Origin of the sequence: Pseudoalteromonas shioyasakiensis, assembly GCF_019134595.1 — a bacterium.
GTDB classification, from domain to species: domain Bacteria; phylum Pseudomonadota; class Gammaproteobacteria; order Enterobacterales; family Alteromonadaceae; genus Pseudoalteromonas; species Pseudoalteromonas shioyasakiensis_A.
In genome coordinates this window covers 368590-394370 of record NZ_CP077771.1, presented here as the reverse complement: position 1 = coordinate 394370, position 25781 = coordinate 368590, and the positions used below count along the sequence as shown (strand labels likewise).

Sequence of the window (25781 nt, the reverse complement as noted above, 5' to 3'; positions counted from 1 at the left end):
GCCTGGTTTTTTATTAACCGTAGTAAGGACTTAAAAAGTACCGACTACTTTAACTTTATCAGTTACTTTTGCTGCATCGATATAACCAATGGCGTCGCCGTTGGCTGCAACAAAATCAATAACAGCTTGATCGTTTGCTAGTTTCTCAGGTGGTGTACCTTTACCTGTAAATACCAGTTTTGACCAATAAGCGTTAAGCTGGCTGCCTGACTTACCAACCACCTTATCGTTAAACTCATCGCTTACGCTGTTGCCGTCTTGGTTTACCGGGTTTACTTTTGTGCCATCATCAAATGACTTTGCCTTGCCAAGATAAATCTTTTTGATAGTCCCTTCATCGATAGCATTGCCATTTGCAGGATTTACAATAACAGCAACCTCAGCAAATGCAGCGTGCGAGTAAAGAGTCATTGCTGTAGCGATTAATAATTTTTTCATCATGAACTCCAATTAAAAAACTAAATCAACAGCAACAGCAACAACGTCGGTTTCTGTATCTGTAATGTCATCTTTAAAGCGGCTGAAATCTACTTTTAAAGCAGCAGATGGGTGGAAGTCATAACGAGTACCAATAGTATACACGTTGCTTTTCGCTTTCACGCCCTCAAGAACCTGATTAATACCCGCGTTAAAAGCAGGTACTGCAGGTAGCGCGTTGTAGCGATTGCTATCGTGTTTGTCGTCGTTATTTTCGTAAGTTAAGTGCACAATCCACTCATCCATACGGTAACCAACAGACGTGTAGTATTGGGTTTGTTTAGCAAGAGCGCTGTTTTCTACTTCAAACTCAGTGTATTCAGCATCAAACAGAATGTCGTTGTAATCAATTGAAAAGCCCACTGCGAAGAAAGAACCATCATCTTCGTCTACCGCAATATCATCTGCTTGATCAACAAAGCCCGCAGCTCTAAGAGTTTGCTCAAGGCCATTAAGTGCAACACCTGCATCTGTGTCGTTTTCAATTGCAATTGTTGTATCAGCTACAAAGTACGCAGCACGAGCACTGAACCAGTCGTAGCTCATCGTCCAGTTGATACCAGCAATATCATTAAGCTCTGTATCGCCATTAACCGATACCACAGCAATGTTCCCATCGAAGCTACCGTAAATAACTTGAACGGTTGAATCCCAATCACCTAATTGCGTGTTATGTAACAGGCTTAGACCTTCATACGTTGAAAATGGAAGGTTATAAACAGACTGCGGCGGACGAACCCAACGGTAAGTGTAACCAACGTCTAAAAAGTCTGAATAACGGTAAAAAGGCACGCGCATTTTACCAGCACTCACTTGTAGCTCATCGCTGAACTCATAAGTTAAATAAGCCCATTCAAACTCAGCATCAAAATCATCACTACCACGCGCCACAATTTGTGCAGTAGCGCTTAGCTTTTCTTGTAAATCTGCAGAAAGTTGTAATGCGAACATACTTTCGTTTTTAAACGAAATATCGTCATCATAACCATAAAGAGTTGCGTCATCGTCAAGTGCTTTACCGCCAACAATAGAAGCAAAGCCGTTTATGCGAACCTCTGCCATTGTGTTTGCAGACACAAAAGCAGCACATAGAGCCAATGCAATAGGAAGTTTTTTCATTGTGTATCCCTAGTATTTAGTATGAAAATGTTGATTTCGCTTAATATTATAGTCGTGCGTAGCGAAATGGGCGACACAAGTTACAGATAAATTGTAACTACATCAACGCATAAGTCGTTATTTTTCACAAAAATGGTACTAAAAGTGGGGGAAGTTGCGAGATACGAGGTGCGAGATACGGGGTAGCAGCGATTTCACATCGCGTCCTAGTGCCTAGAACCCAATGACGCGGGATAAACCTGCTGCTACACGTAGGCGCGAAACTTGTTTCGCGCGACCAAAATTAAAATGATAACGCTTTGTCTAATGCACCTTTAAAGCGTTCAAAATCCTCGATGTGAGGTAGGTGGCCAATATCGTCTAATTCAATTAATTGCGATTTTGGGATCATAGCTGCCGCGGCTTTGCCTAATTTATCGTAACGGCCAAGCTCATGGTCAACGTTCGCTTTTTTCCAATTGCGGCCAGGGCCAGTTCTGTCGCGGGTGCCTATAATTAAAGACACAGGCATGCTTAACTGATCAAACTCCGTTATGACCGGCTGCGTAAAAATCATATCGTAGGTTTTAGCATTAACCCACGCCATATGCCGATGATCAGGGCCTTGAATTTGACCACTAATAAAATGGGTTAATTGCTCGTAAGAGCTATTCCATTTACCGTCGTAATAGTTTTTCTTCTGGTAAGCAATAACCTTTTCAGGTGTTTTAGCCAATTCATTTTTAAAGAAAAAATCAGTGTCTTTGTATTGCACATAATTTAAATAGTTCTCTAAACCAATTGGGTTTAGCAAAATGAGTTTACTAACTTGGCTAGAAAACATCAGGCTGTAACGGCTTGCTAGCATGCCGCCCATTGAGTGGCCAAGTACAATAGGGTTTTCAATATTTAAAGATGACACTAACTGATGAGTGTTATTAGCTAATACAGCAAACGAAAATTGATAATCAGCGGGCTTTGATGATTTACCAAAACCAATTTGATCCGGGATCAATACACCATAGCCTTTGCTATTAAGGTATTTGGCAGTATTGGTCCAATAATGGCCGTTAAAGTTTTTGCCATGCATAAGCACAACGGTAGGCATATTATTACTTGGCTTAAGGTAAGAGTAAGCCATTTTCAATGGCGTATTTTGTGACGAAAAATTAAAAAACTGTACAGGTAAGTCGTATTGATAATTGCTTAACTCAGCATCAAAACTAAGTGACTGCTCTTTAGCAACTAGGCTTGCAGAAGACCATAAAACAAGTGCTGAGACTAACAGTATGCGTAAAAACATCATTATCCTTTCTCAATATGCTTAAAGAATATTCAGCCTAGCATCCTAAATAAAAATTTATAATACAAATACGATTAAATACTGGAAGAAGTTAGCAAGGTACGAAAATGAAATTCGTAGGACTGGCTTTAGCCGGGAAGTGTTTTAAGTTAGCGAGTTTCAAGGGGGAAAGAGTAAAGGTGCGAGTAACGAGTTACGAGGTAGCAGCGATTTTACATCGCGTCCTAGAGCCTAGCACCCAGATCCTAGCGCCTGATGTCTTCACCGTAGGCGTGAAACTTGTTTCGCGCGTCTGGACCTTGTCGCAACTCGACTCTCGTTACTCGGACTTACCCCAACTTACTAAAATCAACTTCTGGTAGGCTCTCAAACCCTGGGCGGGCAAAGAAATACCCTTGCATTAAATTTACACCGGCTTGGCGTAACCATTGATATTCTTCAACTGTTTCAATTCCTTCGGCGAGGGCAGTGATGTTAAGTTCTTCAAACATAGCAATACAATGATTAACAATAACTTGTCGCGCTTTATTTAAGTGAATATCGCGTATTAGCTCCATATCGAGCTTAATAATATTGCTCTGAAAATCAGCCAATAAATTTAAACCAGAATACCCAGATCCAAAGTCGTCGGTTGCGGTAATAAACCCGAGTGATTGGTAATACTCAACAACACGTTTGATGTGCGTACTGTCTTCAACCTTTTCAACCTCGGTAAACTCAAACATAATTTGTTCTACCGGAAAACCATATTGCTCAGCAGCTTCAAGGGTTGTTCTAATACAGCGCTCAGGTTTGTAAATCGCGTTAGGTAAAAAGTTAATACTCAAAATAGAATCAAGCTTCAGCTTAGCTGCAAGCGAAATAGCTTTAATACGACAAAGCTGGTCGAAGGTATAACGGTTCTCATCGTTAACTTGTGAGATAATAGAATAAGCCGACTCATTATTAGGCCCTCTAACTAAAGCCTCATAGCCAAAAATATGTTTATCGGTGCAATCAATAATTGGCTGAAAAGCCATTGTAAAATCAAAACCAAGTTCTAATTTATCTTTACAGTTATTGCAACCTGTTGGCTGGCAATGAGTTTGCTTGTCGTGCATGCTTACCTCAGACTAAAGTCTTCTTAATACATAATAGTGCTAGTAAATTGCCAATTGTGCAATGTTGTTGAGTTAAAAGTATAAAACTATAGAGAAAATATGTAGCCGTAGTTTTACCTAGTGTCAAACACGCGTTTATTCATTGTAGATCCTTTATGCACAAAGAGAGTGAATGAGAAAACAATGAGGTATAAAAAATTACTTCTCTAAAGCGAAGCGTCTCTAAGCCTCTTTGTGAGTATTGGTTTTTCTCTGTGCAGCGCGAAGCGCCTCTATGTACTCTATGGTTCCAATATTTTTTTGCATAAAGAGAAGTGAACGAGAAGACAATGAGGATTTATCGTATTTACTTTACGTATCTTTTTATAGACCTACTAGATCTTTTTCTAACCACAGAGGACATAGAGAGCACAGAGGAAGACAAGGTAAGATTAAAGTGTACTTCTCTTTAGCGCAGCGTCTCTTATCCTCTTTATGAGTATTGGTTTTTCTCTGTGCAGCGCGAAGCGCCTCGGTGCCCTCTGTGGTTCAAATATCTTTTTTGCACAATGAGAAGTGAATGAGAAAACAATGAGGTATAAAAAATTACTTCTCTAAAGCGAAGCGTCTCTTACCCTCTTTGTGAGTATTTATCTTTCTCTGTGTAGCGCGAAGCGAATTGGTGGCCTCTGTGGTTCCAATACTTTTTGCACAAAGAGAAGAGAATGAGAAAACAATGAGGTATAAAGACTTACTTCTCTAAAGCGAAGCGTCTCTTACCCTCTTTGTGAGTATTTATCTTTCTCTGTGTAGCGCGAAGCGCCTCGGTGCCCTCTGTGGTTCAAATATCTTTTTGCACAATGAGAAGTGAATGAGAAGACAGTGAGGATTCATCGTATTTACTTTACGTATCTTTTCATAGACCTACTAGATCTTTTTCTAACCACAGAGGACATAGAGAGCACAGAGGAAGACAAGGTAATATTAAAGTGTACTTCTCTTTAGCGCAGCGTCTCTTAGCCTCTTTGTGAGTATTGGTTTTTCTTTGTGTAACGCACAGTGTCTTTTAATCTCTTTGTGAGTATTATTTCTTTTATATTGTGCCTCATCTATTACGCTGGAGTATAAAAAAATTCCCCGCCAAAAATTCTTAAAATCAATTTGATATCTTTTTAGTACCTAGCTTTAATGATATTTTAGCGCCAAGCAATATTGCCAATATAAAGGAAGTAACATGGCATCCAAAACCATCGAATACTACAACCAAAATGCGCAAGCATTTGTTGATGCCACACTCGATGTAGACCTTAATGAACTTTACGACGAGTTCTTACCGCTGATCCCAAAAAAAGGCGCTTTACTTGATGCCGGTTGTGGCTCTGGCCGCGACGCTTTCATCTTTAAAGAGCGTGGTTATAGCGTAGATGCATTCGATATCAGCCCAGCTATGGCAAAGCTGGCGTCAGAATACTTAAACCAAGATGTAGCTGTAAGCAGCTTCCTAGAGCTAAACTATGTTGCCAAATACGACGGCATTTGGTGCTGCGCAAGCCTTATTCACGTAGCAAAAAACGATTTAACCGAAGCATTCAACAACCTTGCCCGAGCATTAAAGCCACAAGGCATCGTGTATGTATCGTTTAAATACGGCGACGGCGAGCGCGAACACAACGGTCGCGAATTTACCGACCTAAACGAACAAGCCCTTGAGAGCATTATCAAAGGCACCGACCTGTTTATCCTCAAGTCATGGCAAAGCGCCGACCAACGTCCAGAGCGCGCCACTGAAACATGGCTAAACGCCATTTTGCACAGAAGAACGATATAGTCGTTTATTGGGCTTAGTGAGCTGAGAGGGAATTATACTGAACCAATGCATTTTGATTCTTTTATTCATTTCAAGATGTTTATTTAACGTAAATTTTATATATGGGTTGTTGTTTTGATGTATTAAATTAGATAAGTTGGTTTTTTATTTGGAATAAAATCAAAAGGAATAATAATGTTAAAAACCGTTTTAAAGCTTACACCAGCAACTTGTTTACTGCTATCTACATCAACTCTTGCTACTCCTTCAATTGAGCAGATAAAAAAGCGGGCAGCTGAAATTAACGAGTTAAAAGCATTAATTCAAAGTCCAGATCCATCATTAAGACTTGCTGCTATTGATGCGATGCAAAATTCTGAGGATCTTGCTATGCGTGAAATTGCATTCGCCGCAGGAATTAATGCATCAGATGAGTCAGTTGTAGCTGTAACGATTAGAAATAGAATTTCTGAGATTGATAACTTTGCGGTATTACTTACAAAGCCTGAAGGCAATGATGAAGCTATGAAAACTTACAACAATTATGGTAGCAAAGTAATGTTTCGTATCCGAAGTTATGATAAAGCTAAAGGCACGTTTGTTAACGATACACATTATGATGGATCTGATAAAACATCTACAATTTCTGGCTTAAATTTATTTTTGGAGTCAAGCCGTTGCCAGGGTGACTTTAAATTAGCTGAAGATCTAAGCTACAAGGGAGCTATTACTTGCTCGGGAGCCCAATTTCCCGCAGTAATTAATTTATTTTAAAAAACCTCAACCTCTGAAATTTTAATAAGCCTTTCGTCATTCCAGCTAGAATAAACTTTTAGCTTAATACGATGGGCTTTTACGTCTCGCATCTCAATAACCACTTTAGTATCTTTTGGAAGAATGGTGTTACTAGCATAAGATAGCCAACCTCTTTTACCTGTTTTTTTCTTTGAAATCAGCACTTCGACGTCTTTTATACCTGCATTATCAGGCATAAACAGTTTAATACCCTTGATATTCATATTCCCTTTTAAGGTGAGGTCAATTTCAGCAGCTTTTTGTAATTTAGTTTCGTAATAAGTGTTCTTCTGTTTATCAGAGATTAGCTTTACTGAAAGCTCATTTTTTGTAGGTGGTAAGTTCCAATAGCTAACTGAGAAATCTATATTCTCTGATATGTTTTTAAGCGTTTCGGTTGGTAAAACTTGCTTTGAATTCGCAGAAAAAAATGGTGATACCGTTTCTAGTAATCTATCAAGCCTTAATACTTTACCAAGACCTGTATTTTGATCCACCGATTGAAGCATACCAATAGGAACTCCATTTGAGTAGATCAAGCTTCCACTCATACCCTTATAAAATAGCTGCTCGCTTGAGAGTGCCTTTATATTTAAATTTACAAGGCCTGTCTCTTGAACTACAGCTGGGATTCTGGATACCAATCCATCGGAGTTTACTGTTGAAACAACGACTGTTTTTGCTTTATCTATATCAACTTGATTAACAGATAGTGAGTTGAATTCAATACCACAGTACTTTGCTAAGGAGCCTGAAATATGACCTACAGCTAAATCATAGCCAAAAGGTTGTAGTATTTGCCCATCGCCCAATGAGCGAAGGTCGTCACTACCTTTTAAAGTTAAAAAAACACTGTCATTTACTACATGATCTGGAGCAATGAAGTAGCATTGGTTTAAACGTTGAACAGAGAATCCTTGACCAATTTCATCCCCTTCAATGTAAACTTGATTAGGGCTTTTAGCGACAACAGGTGTGCTTATTAAAAAAAGTAGAGAAGTTATCAGTAACTGTTTTTTCATAATTATTCTTTGTTATTCAATGTTTGTTTTAAAAGGAGTGCAAATTCTAATAGCAAAAACATCAAGGCACATAACGACGTGATTGCTGCTACAACAGGATCTTTAGTAACTCTACTCCAAATAGAAGGGGTTATAAGTAGATCTTCATTACCAAAGCGAGTGACTTGTACACCATCACCTTCTGAGACGACAGAAAAATAAAAAGCATCGTTCTGTGTAACCCTTAGAAACCCCTTAGAAACATACTCACTATTTTTGTCCACAATATAGATACGGTCTCCAGTATCTAATACATAGCTGCTACCTGCATATCTTCCTGAAGATAAAAACCTGCTCTCTAAAATGCTGATTTCACCATTTAGTAATAGAGAGTCAACGTCTTTGCCAACATCTTCACCAACATAGGCTTTACCTTCAAATGGAAGCACAATATTTTTAGATAGAGTCAATAACACCTCAACATAGCCTTCTAAAGGTGTAGCTTTGTTACCATCAAACAGCACCCCAGTAATATCATCGCTTCTAGAAGTAATAAGTAACTGATGCTGCGTGGTGTCATTTATAGAAGTTATGCGTAATTTAATATCAGAAGAAAAAACAAAGAAACGTTCATCCTTAAGGGTAACTGCTTGCATATCAGTATCTTCTGCAACTAATCGCCCTTGTGAAAATACCCATTCATTAATTTCAGCATCAGATGTCTCAACTGTAATAGCTTGCGTCGACCCCTTTACACTGTAGATATTAGTTCTGTCGCCTAAAAGAATATAAGCAGCAAGAATGCCTACGGAAAAAATTAACGCATAGCCAGCTTTGAGTTTTTTATTGCGTTTCCTAAGGATAGCTGTGAGCTTTTCAATTGCTAGCTTCATATGTACTTTTCTGTAGAGTGAATGTTGTTGCAGGTAAGCTTCGTCCATTTTTTCGACGAGCAATCTTCACGTCGTAGGTTTCTTCAAGTATTGAACTTGATTGAAGCTTACATATTGTATCGTAAGAAGTACGTTTTCCTTCTTCTAGGCGTCCACAATTAGCTTTTATACGCTGACCACTATTAGATTTTAGTTGCATGAATACTTCGCTTCTGCCAGAGCTAATCATAAAAAGAATCTCAGCATTTTTTGTTTCTTTATCACGCGCAGAGAGTAAAACATGTTGATAACGTTGATCGTCACAACTTCCCGTTGTTGCCAGAGGTGCTAGCTGTTCAATTTCAAAGTTTGTAATAAGTTCTTCAAATTTTGTCGGATACTCTAATATTGTAGCTTCTGTACTTTTTAGGGTGCTATCTATTATTTTGTAGTCATTTTCAGAAACATAAGTGCCATTAACTGATGATACTTTGAAACAAAAGTGGTTCATATCTGAAGCTGTATCTAAATAAAACCTGTTACTTGTATTAGCTGTAGAATAAACTGCACCAACTAATACATTACCCGAAACAGGCACGTTTGAGCTGAAGTGTTCATTAAAGTTACTTTTAGAGGGGGTGGCAAGTCGCTCGGCAAGAGCTTGAGGGGCTGTTAATAAGGAGCAGCATGTAATTATTGTTCGTTTCCACATAACCCATTATTCCTTGTTTAAAACTGGTTTACCAAACAGATGATATTTCATACTACGAAGTTTGCTGTTTACGGACTAAGGAAATAAGCGCTTGATAAAAATCCTATATTTTTCATAGGTATTCATGCTAGATTACTTTTAAACTTAATGCTAGCTTAATAAGTTGCTTTTTAGTATCGAAAGTAACTATTGAGAGGTTTATTTACTGTTAACCGTAGTAGCATAATTTAGCTCATGAACTTTAATGCACTTTTCAAAAGTATATACATAAGGCTTGATTGATGATGGCCATGCAGCAGCAACTCGATTTTATTGCTTACATTCAGCGTATGCTGGTGGAAGGTGATTTTAGTGCTACCTATAAGTTTGCACTATTGCATGCGTTGGCTGATGTTTGTGTTGAGCAACCAATGATGTATGAAGCAAGCGAGTTAAACATCGATCTCGCTAGGCTGGCTGAAAAGTTAATAGAGCTTTATTGGCACCATGCAGTGCCATTTTCTTCTGCTCATAGTGGTGAAAGTGCTTTACTAAAACAAAACTCGGGTGCGCAATCAAAAGTAATTGCGGTGCTATATGAGTGCCAGCAAAATAATATTCGTAGCTTGCGTCAGCTCAAATTAAGCCCTTATTGGCACACCACTTATAAAGCAGCTTTAGACACTTTAAAAACAGGCCCGTTATGGCGTTTACAAATTCTAGCCAAACAAGAAGAGTGCTTTTTATATCCGCACACAAAAGGCAAAAGCTATATCACTCTAAATGCAGGCATAGCCGCCTGCTTTAGACGCTTTTACGATTTAGTTGTCTATTTGGCTAAAAATGCATGGCTACAAAAGATTCAAAGCATTAAGCATAACCAAGCGCTTATTGGCCCTCAAAGCCAACTACATGACTTTTTATTTGGTTTCGACCGTGCAGCACTTAACAAAGCAAAACCAGTTTTAGTTGAAATACAAAAGGGCCAGTGCTTTTATTGCCAAAAGCCGCTCACAAGCGCGATAGAAGTTGATCACTTTATTCCATTTGCCCGCTACGCTAACGATTTAGGGCATAATTTTGTTGCCGCCCATCGAAGTTGTAATAACAGTAAGCGTGACTTTTTAGCCGCACAATTATACCGTGAACGTTGGCAAGATCAAAACCTAGATCGCCACAGTCAGCTGCTCACTGATGAACTAACTCGCTATTTTCATTGTGATGTAGATAAATCCCTCGCTGTAAGCAACTGGGCATACCAAGTTGCCAGCAGCAATGGCGCAACACTTTGGCTTGCAAAAGATAGGTTTGAGTTGGCGGGGAGTAAAAATGTCCACCAGTTAGATTTAGTCGCGCAGACAAAGTACAAATATGATTCTTAATGAGCTTAGGTTTTAACCTACAGCCAACTTCCCTGCCTCATGCCACATTTCACATGGCATGGGGTTTGTTAGCTCCCAAGTAATATTCATTGGTTGGCTGCCATTGTGGCTTTGGTATTTAACCTCGCCATAGTTAACGAATCCCATTGTTCTACCGTTTTCGTCTTTGCTTTGTTCCCGCACAAACAGCAAGATTGTTTTTCCAGTTTGTTGGTGCTGAATATAACTTAACCCTCTACCGTGTTCTGGTCGTGCGCTGTTTTGCGTTTGCCAATGAAACAGAGTAGGGCTGATTGCATAGTCATGGTATAGCGTTGTTGGCGAATAGGTTTTTTCGCATTTGTTGAGAGTTACAAAAAGTAATTCTAAATTTTGTTTTTTGAACTCTAATACGCCTTCGCGTGCAGTCGATTTTTTATCAAACGTATGTGCACCAAATGCAGCTAATATTTGCTGGCGTGTATAACGGCTGTGTAATTTTATTGCGTGATTAGGGAGACACGTTAAATCATTTTCTTGTTGGTGAATTCGATTAATTAAAAACGTAATCACTCCTGATAACTCGTGTTGTAATAGTGGGTTTTTTAGTGCTTGTAAGCTTTGCTTAAGAGATTTAAACCCCAGACTTGTGCCAGTGTTATCCCAAAAATTGTAATGAGCCATTAGAGCGAATTGTTGATTTTTAGGCGTTATTTCAATGGTAAAGTCGCTGTTACATAAATCGCGTAAAAAGCTCAAATAGCTCAGTGAGTTGCAACTAAGTAACTGAGTGTTTATTGCACGATAATACGCAGCGTAAATATCGACTTGCTCTACTGGTATTTCATCACCTTTTAACCAGTGCCAGCCACCGAGCTTATTTTCCTTCGGTTTATAAATATCTTCTAACGTCACTTGAGGGTTTATGGTTAAAAAGTTACTTAGAGATAGTTGGGCGTTAGTATGTTGTGAATAGCTACTTATAAGCTGTTGCAAGCGCCTTTTGCTATTAGTTGCCTGTTGAATATTACGCAAAATTGCTTTTTGGGTATGTTCTTGCAGCTCTATACTGCAACCCAACGGCAAATGCGGAAAGTCATTTTCTATTTCTTCTTTTATTGACTGGTTAGTTTTGCCAATTAGAGCTCGAAACTTATTAGCAAAGTCATACTCTGGGCGAGCGTTACCAACAAAATCGAGAACGGTGCAGCATTGTTTTTGGTTATTGTCAGGTAAACGCAGGCCTCGTCCTAACTGCTGTAAAAATAACGTTAAGCTTTCGGTTGGTCTTAAAAAGAGCAAAGTATCAACTTCAGGGATATCGACCCCTTCATTAAAAATATCCACTACACAGAGGATCTTTATTTCACCTCGTCTAAGCGCTTGTTGTTTGTGACTGCGCTCATGAGTATTTTTACTAGTAAGTACGTCTGCACTTATACCTGCAAGGTTAAATTTACTAGCCATAAACTCAGCATGATCTTGGCTAACACAGAATGCTAAGGATTTAATTGTGTGAATATTTGTGGCGATTTCATTGAGGCACGATATGATTCTATTAGCGCGATTGTTCTCCCCCGTATAAAGCTTACTCAATTCGCTAATATCATAACGACCGCCACGCCAAGTTATTTTGCTTAAATCTATATCATCATCAAGCCCAAAGTATTGGAATGGGCATAAATGGCGTTGATTTATTGCTTCTGGTAAGCGGATCTCTGCTGCAATTACACCACAGAAATCTTCCAAAATATTTGCACCATCTTGCCTTTCTGGCGTGGCAGTTAAGCCTAATAAAATGTTTGGTTTAAAGTGGCTAAGAATACCGCGGTAACTTGCTGCGCTTACGTGATGTACTTCATCGATAATAATGTAATCATAAAAATCAGCGCTCAACTTCATGTTGTCGATTTGATTACTAAGAGTCTGAATTGAGGCAAATAGCTGGTTGTATCTTTGAGGTTTATAGTTACCGACCCAAAGCTCGCCGAAATCGTTATTTTTTAGCACACCACGATAGGCACTTAGTGCTTGAGTGAGGATCTCTTCTCGATGCGCGACGAATAAAAAATTGGCATTTGGTTTTTTGTCATACAGGGTTTTAAAATCGAATGCTGATATGATGGTTTTGCCAGTGCCTGTTGCAGCCACCACTAAGTTTCTAAATCGATCGTGAACACTTCGTTCAACACTTAGTTTTTCTAAAATAGCTAATTGATGAGTTTTTGGTGTGATATCAAAATAAAACTGGTTACTTGATTGGCCTTTACCACGCTGTTCATTAAGTGAGTTTATTAGCTTTTCTTTGCATTCAACTTTGCCGCTAAATAATTCAAAATCTGGCGACTGCCAATAGGTTTCAAAGGTGCTTTTGGTTTTAGCAATAATATGCGGTATTTCTTGCGCGGTGATTTTTAAATTCCACTCAAGGCCGCTGGTGAGTGCTGAATGTGATAAGTTTGATGAACCAATGTAGCCTGTATGAAAACCTGTGTTACGCATAAATAAGTAAGATTTAGCGTGTAAACGTTCTTGTTGATTGTTGTAGCTTAGTTTTACTTCAGTGTTGGGTAAGCTAGCTAAGAACTCAACTGCTTTAGCGTCTGTTGCACCCATGTATGAGGTGGTGATTACTTTTAGCTTATTACCTTTTCTTGTAAAGGCTTCTAGCTCACTTTTAAATATCCGCAGTCCAGTCCATTTGATAAATGAAACGAGCCAATAAATAGTATCAGCTGATTTAATTTCTCTCTTAAGCTCAGCCTCAAGAGATAGGCCAGCATTTGCGCCACTAAATAGCTCACTTTGCGTAAGACCTGTTAGTGGGAAAATACTGTTTGAGTAGTCTTTGAGATTAGTTGCTACAGGGTTTTCTGTATTGAATAGAGCTGTAAGTATTTTACCTTGGCTATCTATGAGGTTTTCATTGATTAGCTCATCGTCTTTAATATGATCTTTAAGCCATAAAACTAAGTTATTAGCTAAATCAATTTGTTCGCTTAATCGATCTTTAGAGTTGGGGATGGCATCAATCGCATGTGCGACTAATTTCCCTAAAAATCGAGCTAACCAAGTTGCGGCTTCGGCAGATTCTAGTTGGCGTTCTCCTACATAAAATTGCTTACGATCTAAATTCTGCTCAATCACTTGAGTAATAAGCTGCTCGTAAATGCCAACCTGTTCCATAAACCACTCCCTGTTATTTACAGCCAGTTTACTGAAATAGCTAATGAAAACAAGAAATAACTCATTGTTCAGTTGCAGGCGATTGCTGAGGTTTTCCCCATGTTCACACCCGAAATTGAATTAATTATGAGTAATTAACAGCATGGATGCTGTAAAAAAGCGTAGCTTGGCCACGGATGGCCTATCTACGCTGTTTACGTTCATTTAATTAATTCAAATTGAGGGAACAGTGTGAACCTTGGGGCGCCGAGAGATTCCAAAGAGAAGACGGCGTTTACTTCTCTTTGGTTGCCGTCGCCAACGCGACATTATTAAATAATTGATGTATAAAGAGGGAGTTAACAGAACAAGGACCTGAAATGGATAACTTCATAGCACAAGGACTCAGCCTCTTATTTTTAATAGGAGGAATATATTCAATATTAGGTGTTATTTTTTTAAGAGTATGGCTTCATCAGAAGCAAGCCAAGTTACCTGTAGATCGAAAAAAATTTACTCGAGTAGCCGCACAAACACTTAACGATCAAGTAAACGATAAGGTCTTTAATGTTGTTGGTTACATAGGTTTAGCTGCATTGATTATTACAATGCCGTTTGCCCTCAAAGGGATTACCGAAATGTTGGCAAGCGGTCAATTGAACTACTTTTTTATAATTGTAATTATTATCGGTTTAATTTACACCGCCAGAAAATCGTGGTTTGAATCAGACCAGTTAATTAAACTAAAACTAGGGCGAGACGCTGAGTTAGCTGTTGCATCTGAATTAATTGAGCTTCAATCTCATGGGTATCAAATATTTCATGATATTCAAGCTGATGGGTTTAATATTGATCACTTAGTTATTGGGCCTAATGGTGTTTTTGCGATTGAAACAAAAGGAAGGCATAAGCGCGTTAAAGATGATACAAACTACAAAGTCCGATTCGAAAATAATCTACTTGCCTTTCCATCTTGGAATGAAAACAAGCCAATTGAACAAGCAGAAATACAAGCAAATTGGGTTTATAAATGGTTAAGTGAAGCAACTGGTTTTCAAACAAAAATAACCCCAATATTGTGCTTTCCAGGTTGGTTTATAGAGTTGAAGCAGCGACCACCATTTCCTATTGTTTCCCATAGACAGTTAGCAAAAACTATATTGTCGATGCGCCAAAACCAAATAGATGGAGCTATGCAAAAAGCTATTTGCTATCAAGCTGTGCAAAGAAGCTTAAATATTTCTAAGGTTTAATTGATAGAGACTAAATTTAATGCTTAGTTTGAGTAGGCAATTTGCATCGAAAGTTTTCTAAAGCAATTGTTTTAGCTAGCTTTTATCGAATAAATACCTCCCTTGCTAACACATAGGGAGTAATTACAACCAAATTACACCGATGTAATGTTATGAATAAATGGATTTTATTACTCGCTACTTTGCTTGCGAGTTTCAACACGGTTGCTGAAGAGCAATATTCAAAAAGTCGCTGCGATAGTATTGAGGCTGAGCGCGAGGGCATTCGTAAAAGAATGAATCGTAGCTACACGGCTAGGCAAGGTGAACGTTGGAATCAACGTTTAGATGAGCTTTTTACGCTGCTGGCGAGGCACTGCAAACATCCAAAGAGAAGTTCTGGTAATGGCGGTACTTATACATATCGCTCGAACCCTAGCGCACTTTTAAACACCAAAGTACATAACTCTACGGTGTATTCAAATTCATATAATGACGATAAAAAGCGCCATGCTTGGGGGCAATTTTATCAATTACCTGATCGTTGTAGAGCGAAAGATATTCAGCAAGCTGATTTTGTATGGTGTAGCGAAAATAAAGCTGAGCAAAAGGCGCTATTTGAATCGGCTTGGAGCGGTAAACAAAAGTCAGAATACAAAGATGTAGTTATTACAGTAAAGCCGACCATTACAGAAATTAATGCAAATAAAAAACCAAACAAAGTTGTAATGAATGACCCGGTAATTGAACGGCCAATAAAGCAAGCTTCGCCGCCTTTAGATGAGAGTGTCAGTCCGCAATTTACAAAGTTGAATGACCTTAAAATTTGGCAATTAGTCTTGGCTGGTATTGCGGCCATGTTGTTTGTGTTTGGTCTTTATCGTTGGTTTAAAGATTGAGTTATTTGACGGGCTGAAGCCCGACCTACGATGTCGTCACTTATGGCTACAGGGTGGTAGGGGTTTAAAACGCGATATCAAATCGTTGCTACAAGTTTATTTATAAACCTTATTATTGAGTTATTAGACGGGCTAAAGCCCGACCTACGGTGTGTCGTCATTTATGGTGACAGAGTGATAGGGTTTTAATACGCGATGTGAAATTGCTGCTAAAAGTGTATTTATAAACCTTATTATTGAGTTATTAGACGGGCTAAAGCCCGACCTACAATGACTCGCATCTCGCAACTACAGTTTCAACACCTCTCCTTGCAAGCTTGGTGAGTCTGCAATACTGGTTTGGAGTTGCTCTATCAACAATTGGGCATTCGCTGATGGCGTGCGTGAATGTGGCCAGAGGGCGTAAATTGGCCTTGCGGGAATACTGTGGGGGGAATCGACATAACTAAAGTTGCTGGTGTCGTCTATACAGCAAATTTCGCTCATGGGTAGTAAGCCAATGCCATAGCCTGCTTCAACCATTTTTCTGGCGATTGTAATATCAAAGCAAAAGCTTATATGTTCATACTCGGTTTTTAGTTTGTTAAGTAAGCCGCTGGGGAGTTGTGATTCTGAATAGGGCAATATCAGCCTTGATGTTGGGGCATCTTTCTTTTTAATCAGCTTTATAGCGATCATGCCTAGGCGCTTTTGAAAATAGCTTGAGTCTTGTTGTTCGCCTATGCGAATGGCTAAGTCAAAACGTTTTTGGCTTAGCTGGCTGTTGGCATTACTTGGGTAAATGTGGAGGTTTAGCGCAGGGTTTTCCATCGCAAACTGATTAACTGCCCCCATCAGTGGGCCCGCAATGATGTTTTGTGGGCACAACAGGTAAAACTCTTTTGCGGCGGGTGAGTCATTTAATTGCTCAAGCTGGCTGTTAAGAGCAAGCACTTGTTCGCCTAATTCGTTATACAGAGATTCGCCTTTGGCGGTTAACACAATGCCTCGGGCTGTGCGTTGCAGTAATGGCTCGGCGAGTTTTTCTTCTAATGCTTGAATGCGCCTTGATAAGGTTGATAGGTTCAGTCCTAAATCTTTTGCTGTTTGGCTCATGCTTTTACGGCGCGCTATTTCAATAAATAAATGCAGATCATCCAGCATACGACTCCCTCAATCTTAGTTTGCATTTTCGTGACTGTTGCCACTTGGCCTGTGCAAATATAGTAACGCCAAGGAGGACATATGAAAATTCATTTTACTTTTACTGCGGCATTTTCGTTTTTAATGTCGTTTTTACTTTCGGCATGGGTCACTTATGTCAACTTAGGACTGAGCGATACATTTTTTCTTAGTTGGATGAAGGCGTTTGCCAATGCGTGGCCTGCTGCGTTCGTGGTGGCTTTTACGGTTGCCCCGCCAATTCGGGCATTGGTTTTAAAGTTATATAGTAAGGAATCAGTATGATTAATATCGTGGCAAAAGTTACCCCAAAGGCGGCATTATTTGACGACTGTAAAGGGCGTTTACAAGGCATATTAGCAGCCACTCGTGCAGAGCCGGGTTGTAATCGTTTTGAATTGTTTGCGAGTAAAGAGCAGCGTTGTTTGTTTTTAGTTGAGCAGTTTGAATCGCAAGCCGCCCTTGATGAGCATTATGCTAAGCCTTATACCAAAGCGGTGTTCGCGTTTTATGAAAATGCCTTGGCGGAGCCGGTTGAGGTAGAGAAAGTGGAGGAGTGTTAGATTTAATATTCACAAAGAGGATAAGAGACGCTGCGCTTTAGAGGAAAATAACTAATTGGCTTAATTAGTATCTCGTTGTCTTCTCATTCACTTCTCTTTGTGAATAAAGATATTGGAACCACAGAGGGCACCGAGGCGCTTCGCGCTGCACAGAGAAAAACCAATACTCACAAAGAGGATAAGAGGCGCTGCGCTTTAGAGAACTCCTTGTCTTCCTCTGTGCTCTCTATATCCTCTGTGGTTCGAAAAAAGATCCAGCAAACGGTTCGTTTCTACATTTAAACAAACCTCGTCACGCCGACAGCTAAAAAAACTAGGCTACTGGGGAAGTACTGCTATTCGTAGCCTAGTTTACAAGGTTGAAATGGTTACAGCATATGCAGGATTTGCTTGGCTTTTTCGCGGGTTAAACACGCGGCCATTGGGCGTTTTGCAAATAGCTTGGCTGAGACTGTTTGCTCTTTGCCCATGTATTGGTTATGTAGTGTTTGCACATTGACTTTGCAGGTCACCGAATGGCTGTTTTCTACATAACGAATTTCTACTCGTTCTACTTTTTGAATTAAGTTTTTATAAGGGTAGCCTTCATCGGTATCAAGCTGAGTAATTACGGGTTGGTTGGCATAACTAAAGCTTGTGGTAAATAAAATTAATAAAATAACTAGGTATTTCATGGTAGTTGTCCTTGTCTTGTCGCGGTTGGCTGTATGAGTATTACTCGTGTAACCACTACTGACAAACGATTAAAAATTGCCTATGCTTAAGTTTTTATTAACCATAAGTGCGTATGCAGTTACCTCCATTAAAAAGCCTTTGGTATTTTAAGCACGCGGCAGAGTTAGGTAGTTTTAAGCTTGCGGCAGAGCAATTGTTTGTTAGCCAAGCTGCGGTTAGCCAACAAATTCGCTTGTTAGAACAACAGCTTGATTGCAACTTATTTACTCGCCATACCCGTTATGTTGAGTTGACTCGCCAAGGCGAACAGCTATTACCCCATATACTTAAGGGATTTAGTCATTTGCAGGCAGGTGTGCAGGCTGTTAGCCAAGATAACCACCCGAATACGTTAAACTTAACCGTGCTGCCTTCGTTCGCCAGTGGTTGGTTACTGGGCCGTATTAGCGACTTTCAAAACAAATACCCCAATATCAAAGTGCGTATTGAACCAAGCGATCAACTTGCTGATTTTTCAGCGGGGCAGGTTGATTTAGGTATTCGATATGGAAAAGGTGCCTACCCAGATTTGCACAGTGAGCTCATCAGCGACGACAGCCTATTTTTGGCTTATAAACCCGGTGCTATTGATGATAATAAACCTCTTAAACCGCAGGTGTTGGCGCAAAAACTAATTAAAGATGTGTGCCCAGATGCTGAGCGTGGTTGGTTAACTTTGGCTCAGCAATTAGCTGTAAGCCCTGATGCGCTCCCCGCACTTGAAATTGATAACGCTGCACTGGTTATTCAAGCCACGTTAGCAGGGCAAGGTATTGCAATGGTAAGGCGGCGGTTAATCGAAACTCAACTGCAACTTGGTCAGCTAGAGATTTATCCAAACTATGAGTATCACTGCCAATATAAGTACTACCTTGCTGCGCCGCCCGAACATTTTAAATGGCAAAAAGTGCAGCTGTTTAAAGATTGGTTGCTTGCTCAATTTGCTTTAGATGATCAGCAGTTTTATCAACTTCATCAGTAACATTTGCGTTAAATCATTTTAAAGTTTTTAAGCACCAGCTATGCTTATTTAAGTCGCTTACTAAAGGAGCTAGTAATGCTTAACTTTAAAGTTATTTTTTGTGGCGTTTGTGTGGCTGCAAGCCTAACGGCCAATGCTGATATTTCCCGTGTAAAAGCAAGTATTGAGCGTGTTGAGAGCGCGAATAAAAAGCACGAGTCTTTACTGCTTCCCTACTTATTTAGCACCGATACCATGGGGCTTAACTTTGGTGTGGGTGGCATGATCAAAGGTTACCATCAACCACAAATGACCGTTGGCGCTACTGCATTTAAAGGTGATGTGAGCGAAGGCGCGTGGGCAGGCCTGTTTAACTATAAGGTGTTAGATTCAGAACGCTGGTATTTTAGTGCCAGTGGCATGGCTGCGTATTTTCCTGATCAGCGAGCTTATACCGGAGGGCATAAAGTGCCCATTGCTGACAACGCTGTGTTCCCCGGTAGTAATGACTCTTCAAACGAGGTGTATTTAGAAGCCGACGGAAGCTCGAATTGGTTTGATGCCCGCATCGAATACGCTTTACCGTTTGGCGCAACATCACAAACAGGTATGGTGCGTTACCAACTTAAAAACGGCTTGTTGGTTTCTGAGCCATCGGGCGGGGCACAGTGGAACCCGTTGGAATCGGGAGTAATGGTTGCAACTGCACGCTATTTTAGGCGCTCGCAAAGCTTTGAATTTAATGAGGGTACACAAGATGGCAGTATTTCAGCAATGGAATTTGGTCTGCTCTATGACAACACCGATTTTGCAACTAACCCAAGTTACGGAAGCAGACAGTATCTTGCCTATAGCCAATCAATGCCAGGGAGTGACGATATTTATGATTGGGATTTGTGGCAGTTTAATGGCAGTAAGTTTATTTCTTTAGGGGCAAGTGAGTTTGCTCATCAGCGTATTTTAGCATTTAATTTTTGGGCTGCTTATTCACCCAGCTGGCAAGTAAATCACACTCTTGATGGCACTAAGTTTATCTCTGATGCAGCACCGTACAACGAAGGCGCTACATTAGGAGGATTTAAGCGTTTACGGGGTTATGATTTTTATCGATTTCATGACAAAGCCGCTATTTATGGGGCATTCGAATATCGCTATACCCTAAAATATAATCCAATAGCAGATGTAAATTGGCTAAAGTTTTTGAAGCTGGATTGGTTTCAGTTAGTTGGCTTTGTTGAAGCTGGTCGTGTGTCGTCTCATTTAACCTTGGATACATTATGGCAAGACTACCATTATGACTATGGTGTTTCACTAAGAGCTATAATGTCGGGATTAGTCGTTCGAACAGAGCTTGCTAATTCAAAAGAAGGGGCCAATTTTTGGGTGATGATAGATCAGCCTTTTTAGTGAATTTGGCTCAGATTTGTTGCAGTTTTACTAGAAACTGATAATCTGTACCTCTAACTTTTACAGTGACGTAAATTAATGATTAAACGGATTTTAATGACAACAGCCTTGTTGTTGCCTGCTTTTGTCTGGGCGCAGCAAAGTACTCCTTCAGATGCATGTCAAAGCATGCAAGCCGAGCGTATAGAGCTGCAAATAGCCCTGCGTAAAACCAATCTTCTCGACAAAATTGAAGCCTATAAACAGCGCATTCAAAGCTTGTCGGCGCGAATATCTGAAACTTGCTTTAGTGAAGAGCAAATTGCTGAGCTAAAGTCGTCTTTGTATAACCCTGATATTACTGAGCTTGAAAACAGCTTGGCAGAGCCATTAACTGAGCAAGCCTACATCAGTAAACAAGCAGCATGGGAGCGCTTTTATGTGATGCCGCCACGTTGTGCTGCTCGTTCATTACAGCTACAAAACCTTGAGTCGTGTCTTGAGAATAAGCAAATTCAGTTTCAGCAATTTGATATGTTATGGCAGCAAAAAAGTGCGCAACTTGCCCGTACAGAAGCAAAACCAACAGACTCGTTTCACGAATTTGTTTTACCTAGCAAAGCCGAACGAGCCAAGTTAAGCGCCGAGCAAGAATTAAAGCGCTACAGCTACAGCACAGATTCGTTCTTACCAACCAATATTATTGTGTTGTGTGCTTTAGCCGTATCGGTGTTCTTTGGTTTGATATTTATTTTCCATTGGTTAATGCGCCCACGGCCAGTGGTGAAGTGAGCCAAATGGGAAAGGAACTAGGAACTAGGCGCTAGGTCGCGATGTAAAATCGCTGCTTTAGTCGTTAGAGGTCAGATGTTAGATATCAGTCGAACTGTGGGGTTGGTTAGGTCGTGCGTTCTTCTCTGCATTTGAACTGCTCGTTTTAGGGTAGGTTGGGTGGAGCGGAGCGATACCCAACATAATCCGTGTAAACCTTTTCATTCAGACGCGCGAAACAAGTTTCACGCCTACGGGGAAAACATTAGGTTCTAGGTGCTAGGTTTCGTGCGCTAGGCGTTAGGACGCGATGTAAAATCGCACCTTGAAACTCGTAGCTTTACATTTGTAACTCGTTAACTCAAACCATTCCCGGCTAAAGCCAGTCCTACGGGCTTTCTAATCGAAACTCGTATTTAACTACTCATCCGTTTTGAACTGTTTGGCGCGTTCTTCTGCGTCAATCAAGGCTTGTGATTTTGGCTGTTTGTTTTTGCTTTCTATCACAGGCTTTTCGTTTGAATTTGGGTCCCAGGCTGGATCAAGTGATAAGTTAGCAAATGGATTGTTCGGGTTATCGTTTTGTTGCTCTAGCTCTTTGTCAGCCTCTTTATTTATCTCTTCGCCTGCTTCTTCAAGTTTATCGTCGTCACTCAGTTCGTCAGACAAATCAACTGTTTCTACCGCAGGCTGTGAAGGCTCTTCTAAACTAAATGAAGCGGGTTCATCTTGTAGTTCTTGTTCTAGTGCTTGTAAGGCTTTTGCTAAATCATCATCGTTAATATCGTCGTGATCGTCTGTTGTGCTTGGAGCGGTGACTGTTTGCTCATCTTCAGTGAAATGATCTGCAAACGATAAATCATCAGCCATTAATGAAGATAAGTCATACTCAGGCACTTCATCTTTAGCAGGTTCATCGTCAACAATAGGCTCTTTTGTTGAATACTCATCAAAACCAAATGATGAAGATGCAGTAAAGCTTGGTTCTTCAAATTCTGGCTTTTCAAGGTCATCTATTTCAGGTTTTTCGAGATCTTCGATCTCAGCTAAAACAGGTTCATCGTCTTCAACCGGCTCTTTTGTTGAGTACTCGTCAAAGCCGAAAGATGAAGATGCAGTAAAGCTTGGCTCTTCGATTTCTGGCTTCTCTAGTTCATCGATTTCAGGCTTTTCGAGATCTTCTATTTCGGCTAAAACAGGTTCATCGTCAGCAATAGGCTCTTTTGTTGAATACTCATCAAAACCAAATGATGAAGATGCAGTAAAGCTTGGTTCTTCAAATTCTGGCTTTTCAAGGTCATCTATTTCAGGTTTTTCGAGATCTTCGATCTCAGTTAACACTGGCTCATCGTCAGCAACAGGCTCTTTTGTTGAATACTCATCAAAACCAAATGATGAAGATGCAGTAAAGCTTGGCTCTTCAATTTCTGGCTCATCAAGTTCAGTTACTTTAGGGGCCTCGAATTTAGGCTCTTCAAATGGCTCTGACTCCGTTGGAAGTGGCTCGTCTTCAACTGGCTCTTTGCTTGTGTACTCGTCAAAGCCAAATGATGACGAAGCGGTATAACTCGGTTCTTCTAATTCCGGTTGTGTTTCAGGCTCGTCTTGCTGAACGTCATCAGCTTGCGGCTCTGCTTCTTCGTTGATGCTATATGATGATTCAAGGCTTGCTAGTTTTAATTCTTGTTCTAACTCACGTTGTTCATCTAAGAAGTCGTCATCAGCGTCGTTAGCGTTTTTCTCGTCGTAGCCAAGTTCAAGATCGTTAAATTGGTGAGCATTAGCAAATTCATCTGCGGGGGCAGGCTGTACTGGCTCTTGTTCGGCATGATCATTCTGAGCATTAAAGTGCATATGCGCAGATAACTCGTCATTACTTTCTGTTTGGTTTGCTGAAAAGGTATTGTCAGCTAACGGATAATTGTCCTGATGCGAGTGCTCTTGTTCTTCACTAAGCACAGCCATTGTTGCATTTTTTAGCTCTTCAGCTTCTTTTTCTGCGGCCGCTTTTGCTTCTGTTGCGGCTTTTAATGCTTTGGCTTGCATCAAGCTTTGCTCTAGCTCTGAGTCTTCGTCAGCTTTTTTGCTTTGACGAATTCGCACAATCACTAAACCTGCAATAAGTAGCACCAACAATACAATTAGGCTTGGCATAAATAATGAACTTGATGAGCTATCGCTGTTTACCGGGATAGGTTCTGGAAAAGGTGCTGGTGTTGGAGCAGGTGTCGGTGCTGGTTCTGCATTTGCTTCGGGCTCTGCTGGTTTTTCAATATCAGTACGCTCAGTTTGAGTATCAACAGGTGGCTCTTCAATTAATGGGCTCGTTGCTGGCTCTACTACAGGTTCAGCAGGAGCATCAGAAATCGTAATACTGTCAACCTTTGCTGGCATTTCTGTTTGTTCTGTAGGAGTTGAACTTGGTTCTATTTGCTGTTGCTGCGCACTAGGTTCTTGCACCTCTGGTTCAGCAGAAAACTGCTCTAGCTGCATTTGCTGGTCGATGATTTCAGTGGGCTGCTCAACGGCTTGTGTAGTTGTTTCTTCGGGCGTGGCTAGAATTGCACCTGAGTGTACATTGGGGTTAGCCGCTGCAGTTGAATTAACTGGGGCCGTTTCTTTCGTTTGCTGTTCTAGTTTTTCGAAAGCAGCTGCATTGTTTACTGGCGTTGGATTTTTGCAGTTTTTCTCATAGTTTCTGGCAGCTGAGCGATAGTTTTTATTGCTGGTGTTAAAGCGATACTCGTGCATTTGCTGTTTTAACAAAATACACATGGCTTCGTTGTACTGCGCTTTACTCGTAAAGCTTAAGCTTAGGAGTAATAAGAAAAAAGTTGTTTTTATAATTGGCATAAGTTCCGGACCAGTAAGGTTTAGTCGATGACCTAACAGTTAATTAATTCTAAGCTGAGACGAGTAATTTATCCACATTTGGTTAACAAATTAAGCGTATTCGTAGTGGTTAATCAATTACCATGAGCGCACGGTATTCGTCGTAAGCAAATTGGTCGGTCATTCCGCTTATGTAATCTTGAATTAAGCGGCAGCGATAATAGAACTCGTAGGCGGCAAAATGATCCGGTTCGGCTTTTAGGGCATCAATGGCTTTTTGGTAGCTATTTAAATGTTTATTAGACAGCTTTTTAACCAGACGAGTTTCAATTAAGTAGTTTTGATCGCCTTTTAACACGCGCTTAAAAGCATCAGCATCAAGGGCTAGTAAAGGTTTATAGCAGTCAAGTAAACCGCTGATTATACGGTAACCTTGCAGCTCTAAACGCTCTACTTCTTTGTGGCAAAATACATGCTTTAATGCCACTTGTTTTAAGGTGAGCGTAACAGCGTGCAGATGACTTCGATCTTCTAATAAAGCCTGATTAAAATCACCGTGGTAAATGGCTTCAATATTATTAATAAACCGCTCTGCTGCATAGCTTACTAATGGGTGTAGCAAGGTCACACGCAGGTAGATAAAAAACTCGCTGTTAAAATTGTACGGCTGTTCTTGCGCTTTACTCAAGGCATAATCAATGGCTTTTTCGGCAAAGTCGCTGTGTTTGGTATCGTCTATGGTTAGGTTTGTGAGTGTGCGGGTGTATTGCTCTTTTAACTTTTCGCAAAGCGACTCAACACTAATAATGCCTTTTTCTACGGCATCTTCTATATCGGCCAAACAATACGAAATATCGTCAGCGGCCTCCATAATGTAGCTGGCAGGGTGGCGGCAGTATTGCTCAATTTCGAGCTCAGTTTGTAGTGCTTCAATAAACGGTTTTTCGCTAAAGTAGTAACCCACTTTTTTCATTAAGTAGTTTTTATCTTGCGGGCTGTCTATTTTTGCCATGCTGGCCGGGCGGGTATATTTTAAAATTCCGGCACTTTGGCTGTAGGTTAAGTTTAGTGAAAGTAATGAATGAATTATGCGAATACCTTGAGCATTACCTTCAAAACTTTTTATATCTTGGGCTAGGTGTTTAAAGATCACACTAATACCAATGCCTTTACAGCGCTCAGGAGTCAGTGCATCTAAGTGCTTTTCAAACCACTGGTTGATAGCTGCCTCGCCAAAATGACCAAACGGTGGGTTGCCTATGTCATGCATTAGGCATGCCATTTCTACTAGGCTTTCTAGCGGTCGCTCAAGCCCTGCTAGGCCATATTCTTTTTGTTTTGCATCACTGAGCTTATTAAAAATGGTTTGCACAATAAACCGGCCCACTTGTTGTACTTCAAGCGAGTGGGTAAGTCTTGATCGCACTGCGGCATTGCGTTCAAGCGGAAAAACTTGGGTTTTTTGTTGCAAACGGCGAATTGCAGCGCTGTTAATAATGCGGCCACGATCACTTTCAAGCGCAGTGTGTAAATTATTGGTAGAGCGCATTTCGCGCGCAGGCGTTATTTTTTTACCAAAATCGATCATTTTTTATTCCCACAAAGCAGTGAAA

The 25781-nt window shown here is 40.3% G+C and carries 22 protein-coding genes; 10 read left to right on the top strand and 12 right to left on the bottom strand.

The window, feature by feature from the left end; translation table 11 throughout:
• Positions 1-30: 30 nt before the first annotated feature.
• From KQP93_RS19220 to KQP93_RS19205, 4 genes are all read right to left on the bottom strand, one after another.
• Entirely contained in the window at positions 31-438 is a 408-nt protein-coding gene (locus KQP93_RS19220) for a phosphate ABC transporter substrate-binding protein (RefSeq protein WP_217877419.1), read from the bottom strand.
• A gap of 12 nt (positions 439-450) precedes the next feature.
• Entirely contained in the window at positions 451-1596 is a 1146-nt protein-coding gene (locus tag KQP93_RS19215) for a porin (protein WP_217877418.1), read from the bottom strand.
• A 283-nt stretch (positions 1597-1879) separates the two neighbouring features.
• A complete protein-coding gene (locus KQP93_RS19210; protein ID WP_217877417.1) occupies positions 1880-2881 on the bottom strand; it encodes an alpha/beta fold hydrolase in 1002 nt (333 codons plus the stop codon).
• Positions 2882-3207: 326 nt separating this feature from the next.
• Positions 3208-3978 carry an EAL domain-containing protein gene (locus tag KQP93_RS19205; RefSeq protein ID WP_217877416.1) on the bottom strand — a complete coding sequence of 257 codons (771 nt, stop codon included), beginning with the start codon at positions 3976-3978 and terminating at the stop codon, positions 3208-3210.
• Positions 3979-5191: 1213 nt separating this feature from the next.
• On the opposite strand from KQP93_RS19205, the gene KQP93_RS19200 reads away from it, so the two are divergent.
• Together KQP93_RS19200 and KQP93_RS19195 are read left to right on the top strand one after the other, a co-directional pair.
• Entirely contained in the window at positions 5192-5785 is a 594-nt protein-coding gene (locus KQP93_RS19200) for a class I SAM-dependent methyltransferase (protein WP_217877415.1), read from the top strand.
• Positions 5786-5959: 174 nt separating this feature from the next.
• Positions 5960-6538 (top strand): hypothetical protein, encoded by a 579-nt coding sequence (locus KQP93_RS19195; protein WP_217877414.1) that lies wholly within the window; start codon positions 5960-5962, stop codon positions 6536-6538.
• Here KQP93_RS19195 and KQP93_RS19190 read toward each other — a convergent pair.
• From KQP93_RS19190 to KQP93_RS19180, 3 genes are read right to left on the bottom strand one after another with little or no spacing between them, the layout of a single operon-like run.
• The gene (locus KQP93_RS19190; protein WP_217877413.1) at positions 6535-7581 is read right to left on the bottom strand and encodes a hypothetical protein; all 1047 of its coding nucleotides are present in this window, start codon (positions 7579-7581) and stop codon (positions 6535-6537) included. The two genes, KQP93_RS19195 and KQP93_RS19190, sit on opposite strands and share 4 nt — an antisense overlap.
• Before the next feature lie 2 nt (positions 7582-7583).
• The gene (locus KQP93_RS19185) at positions 7584-8453 is read right to left on the bottom strand and encodes a hypothetical protein (protein ID WP_217877412.1); all 870 of its coding nucleotides are present in this window, start codon (positions 8451-8453) and stop codon (positions 7584-7586) included.
• On the bottom strand, positions 8437-9144 hold the full coding sequence (locus KQP93_RS19180) for a hypothetical protein (protein ID WP_217877411.1): 708 nt from the start codon (positions 9142-9144) through the stop codon (positions 8437-8439). The genes KQP93_RS19185 and KQP93_RS19180 overlap by 17 nt, the downstream gene beginning before the upstream one ends.
• A gap of 281 nt (positions 9145-9425) precedes the next feature.
• On the opposite strand from KQP93_RS19180, the gene KQP93_RS19175 reads away from it, so the two are divergent.
• The gene (locus KQP93_RS19175; protein ID WP_254907781.1) at positions 9426-10505 is read left to right on the top strand and encodes an HNH endonuclease; all 1080 of its coding nucleotides are present in this window, start codon (positions 9426-9428) and stop codon (positions 10503-10505) included.
• A 12-nt stretch (positions 10506-10517) separates the two neighbouring features.
• On the opposite strand, the gene KQP93_RS19170 is transcribed toward KQP93_RS19175, so the two are convergent.
• A complete protein-coding gene (locus tag KQP93_RS19170) occupies positions 10518-13670 on the bottom strand; it encodes a DUF3427 domain-containing protein (protein ID WP_217877409.1) in 3153 nt (1050 codons plus the stop codon).
• A gap of 359 nt (positions 13671-14029) precedes the next feature.
• Between KQP93_RS19170 and KQP93_RS19165 the strand changes: the two genes are divergently transcribed.
• The gene (locus KQP93_RS19165; RefSeq protein WP_217877408.1) at positions 14030-14902 is read left to right on the top strand and encodes a nuclease-related domain-containing protein; all 873 of its coding nucleotides are present in this window, start codon (positions 14030-14032) and stop codon (positions 14900-14902) included.
• Between the two features lie 152 nt (positions 14903-15054).
• On the top strand, positions 15055-15780 hold the full coding sequence (locus KQP93_RS19160; RefSeq protein WP_217877407.1) for a hypothetical protein: 726 nt from the start codon (positions 15055-15057) through the stop codon (positions 15778-15780).
• Between the two features lie 288 nt (positions 15781-16068).
• On the opposite strand, the gene KQP93_RS19155 is transcribed toward KQP93_RS19160, so the two are convergent.
• Complete coding sequence (locus KQP93_RS19155; RefSeq protein WP_217877406.1) at positions 16069-16923, bottom strand: LysR family transcriptional regulator; 855 nt, start codon at positions 16921-16923, stop codon at positions 16069-16071.
• A gap of 81 nt (positions 16924-17004) precedes the next feature.
• On the opposite strand from KQP93_RS19155, the gene KQP93_RS19150 reads away from it, so the two are divergent.
• Positions 17005-17226, top strand: a complete 222-nt coding sequence (locus tag KQP93_RS19150) for a DUF2798 domain-containing protein (RefSeq protein WP_054563225.1) — start codon at positions 17005-17007, stop codon at positions 17224-17226.
• On the top strand, positions 17223-17504 hold the full coding sequence (locus KQP93_RS19145) for a putative quinol monooxygenase (RefSeq protein WP_217877405.1): 282 nt from the start codon (positions 17223-17225) through the stop codon (positions 17502-17504). The genes KQP93_RS19150 and KQP93_RS19145 overlap by 4 nt, the downstream gene beginning before the upstream one ends.
• Before the next feature lie 368 nt (positions 17505-17872).
• Here KQP93_RS19145 and KQP93_RS19140 read toward each other — a convergent pair whose 3' ends face one another.
• On the bottom strand, positions 17873-18178 hold the full coding sequence (locus KQP93_RS19140; RefSeq protein WP_217877404.1) for a hypothetical protein: 306 nt from the start codon (positions 18176-18178) through the stop codon (positions 17873-17875).
• A 113-nt stretch (positions 18179-18291) separates the two neighbouring features.
• Between KQP93_RS19140 and KQP93_RS19135 the strand changes: the two genes are divergently transcribed.
• The 3 genes from KQP93_RS19135 (at position 18292) to KQP93_RS19125 (ending at position 21357) form a co-directional block, all read left to right on the top strand.
• Positions 18292-19200, top strand: coding sequence for a LysR substrate-binding domain-containing protein (locus KQP93_RS19135; RefSeq protein WP_217877403.1), 909 nt, complete (start codon positions 18292-18294; stop codon positions 19198-19200).
• A 75-nt stretch (positions 19201-19275) separates the two neighbouring features.
• Positions 19276-20586 carry a BamA/TamA family outer membrane protein gene (locus KQP93_RS19130; protein WP_217877402.1) on the top strand — a complete coding sequence of 437 codons (1311 nt, stop codon included), beginning with the start codon at positions 19276-19278 and terminating at the stop codon, positions 20584-20586.
• Positions 20587-20664: 78 nt separating this feature from the next.
• The gene (locus KQP93_RS19125; RefSeq protein ID WP_217877401.1) at positions 20665-21357 is read left to right on the top strand and encodes a hypothetical protein; all 693 of its coding nucleotides are present in this window, start codon (positions 20665-20667) and stop codon (positions 21355-21357) included.
• Positions 21358-21756: 399 nt separating this feature from the next.
• On the opposite strand, the gene KQP93_RS19120 is transcribed toward KQP93_RS19125, so the two are convergent.
• Complete coding sequence (locus KQP93_RS19120; protein WP_217877400.1) at positions 21757-24189, bottom strand: hypothetical protein; 2433 nt, start codon at positions 24187-24189, stop codon at positions 21757-21759.
• Positions 24190-24298: 109 nt separating this feature from the next.
• Entirely contained in the window at positions 24299-25756 is a 1458-nt protein-coding gene (gene dgt / locus KQP93_RS19115; protein ID WP_217877399.1) for a dGTPase, read from the bottom strand.
• Between the last annotated feature and the right edge of the window lie 25 nt (positions 25757-25781).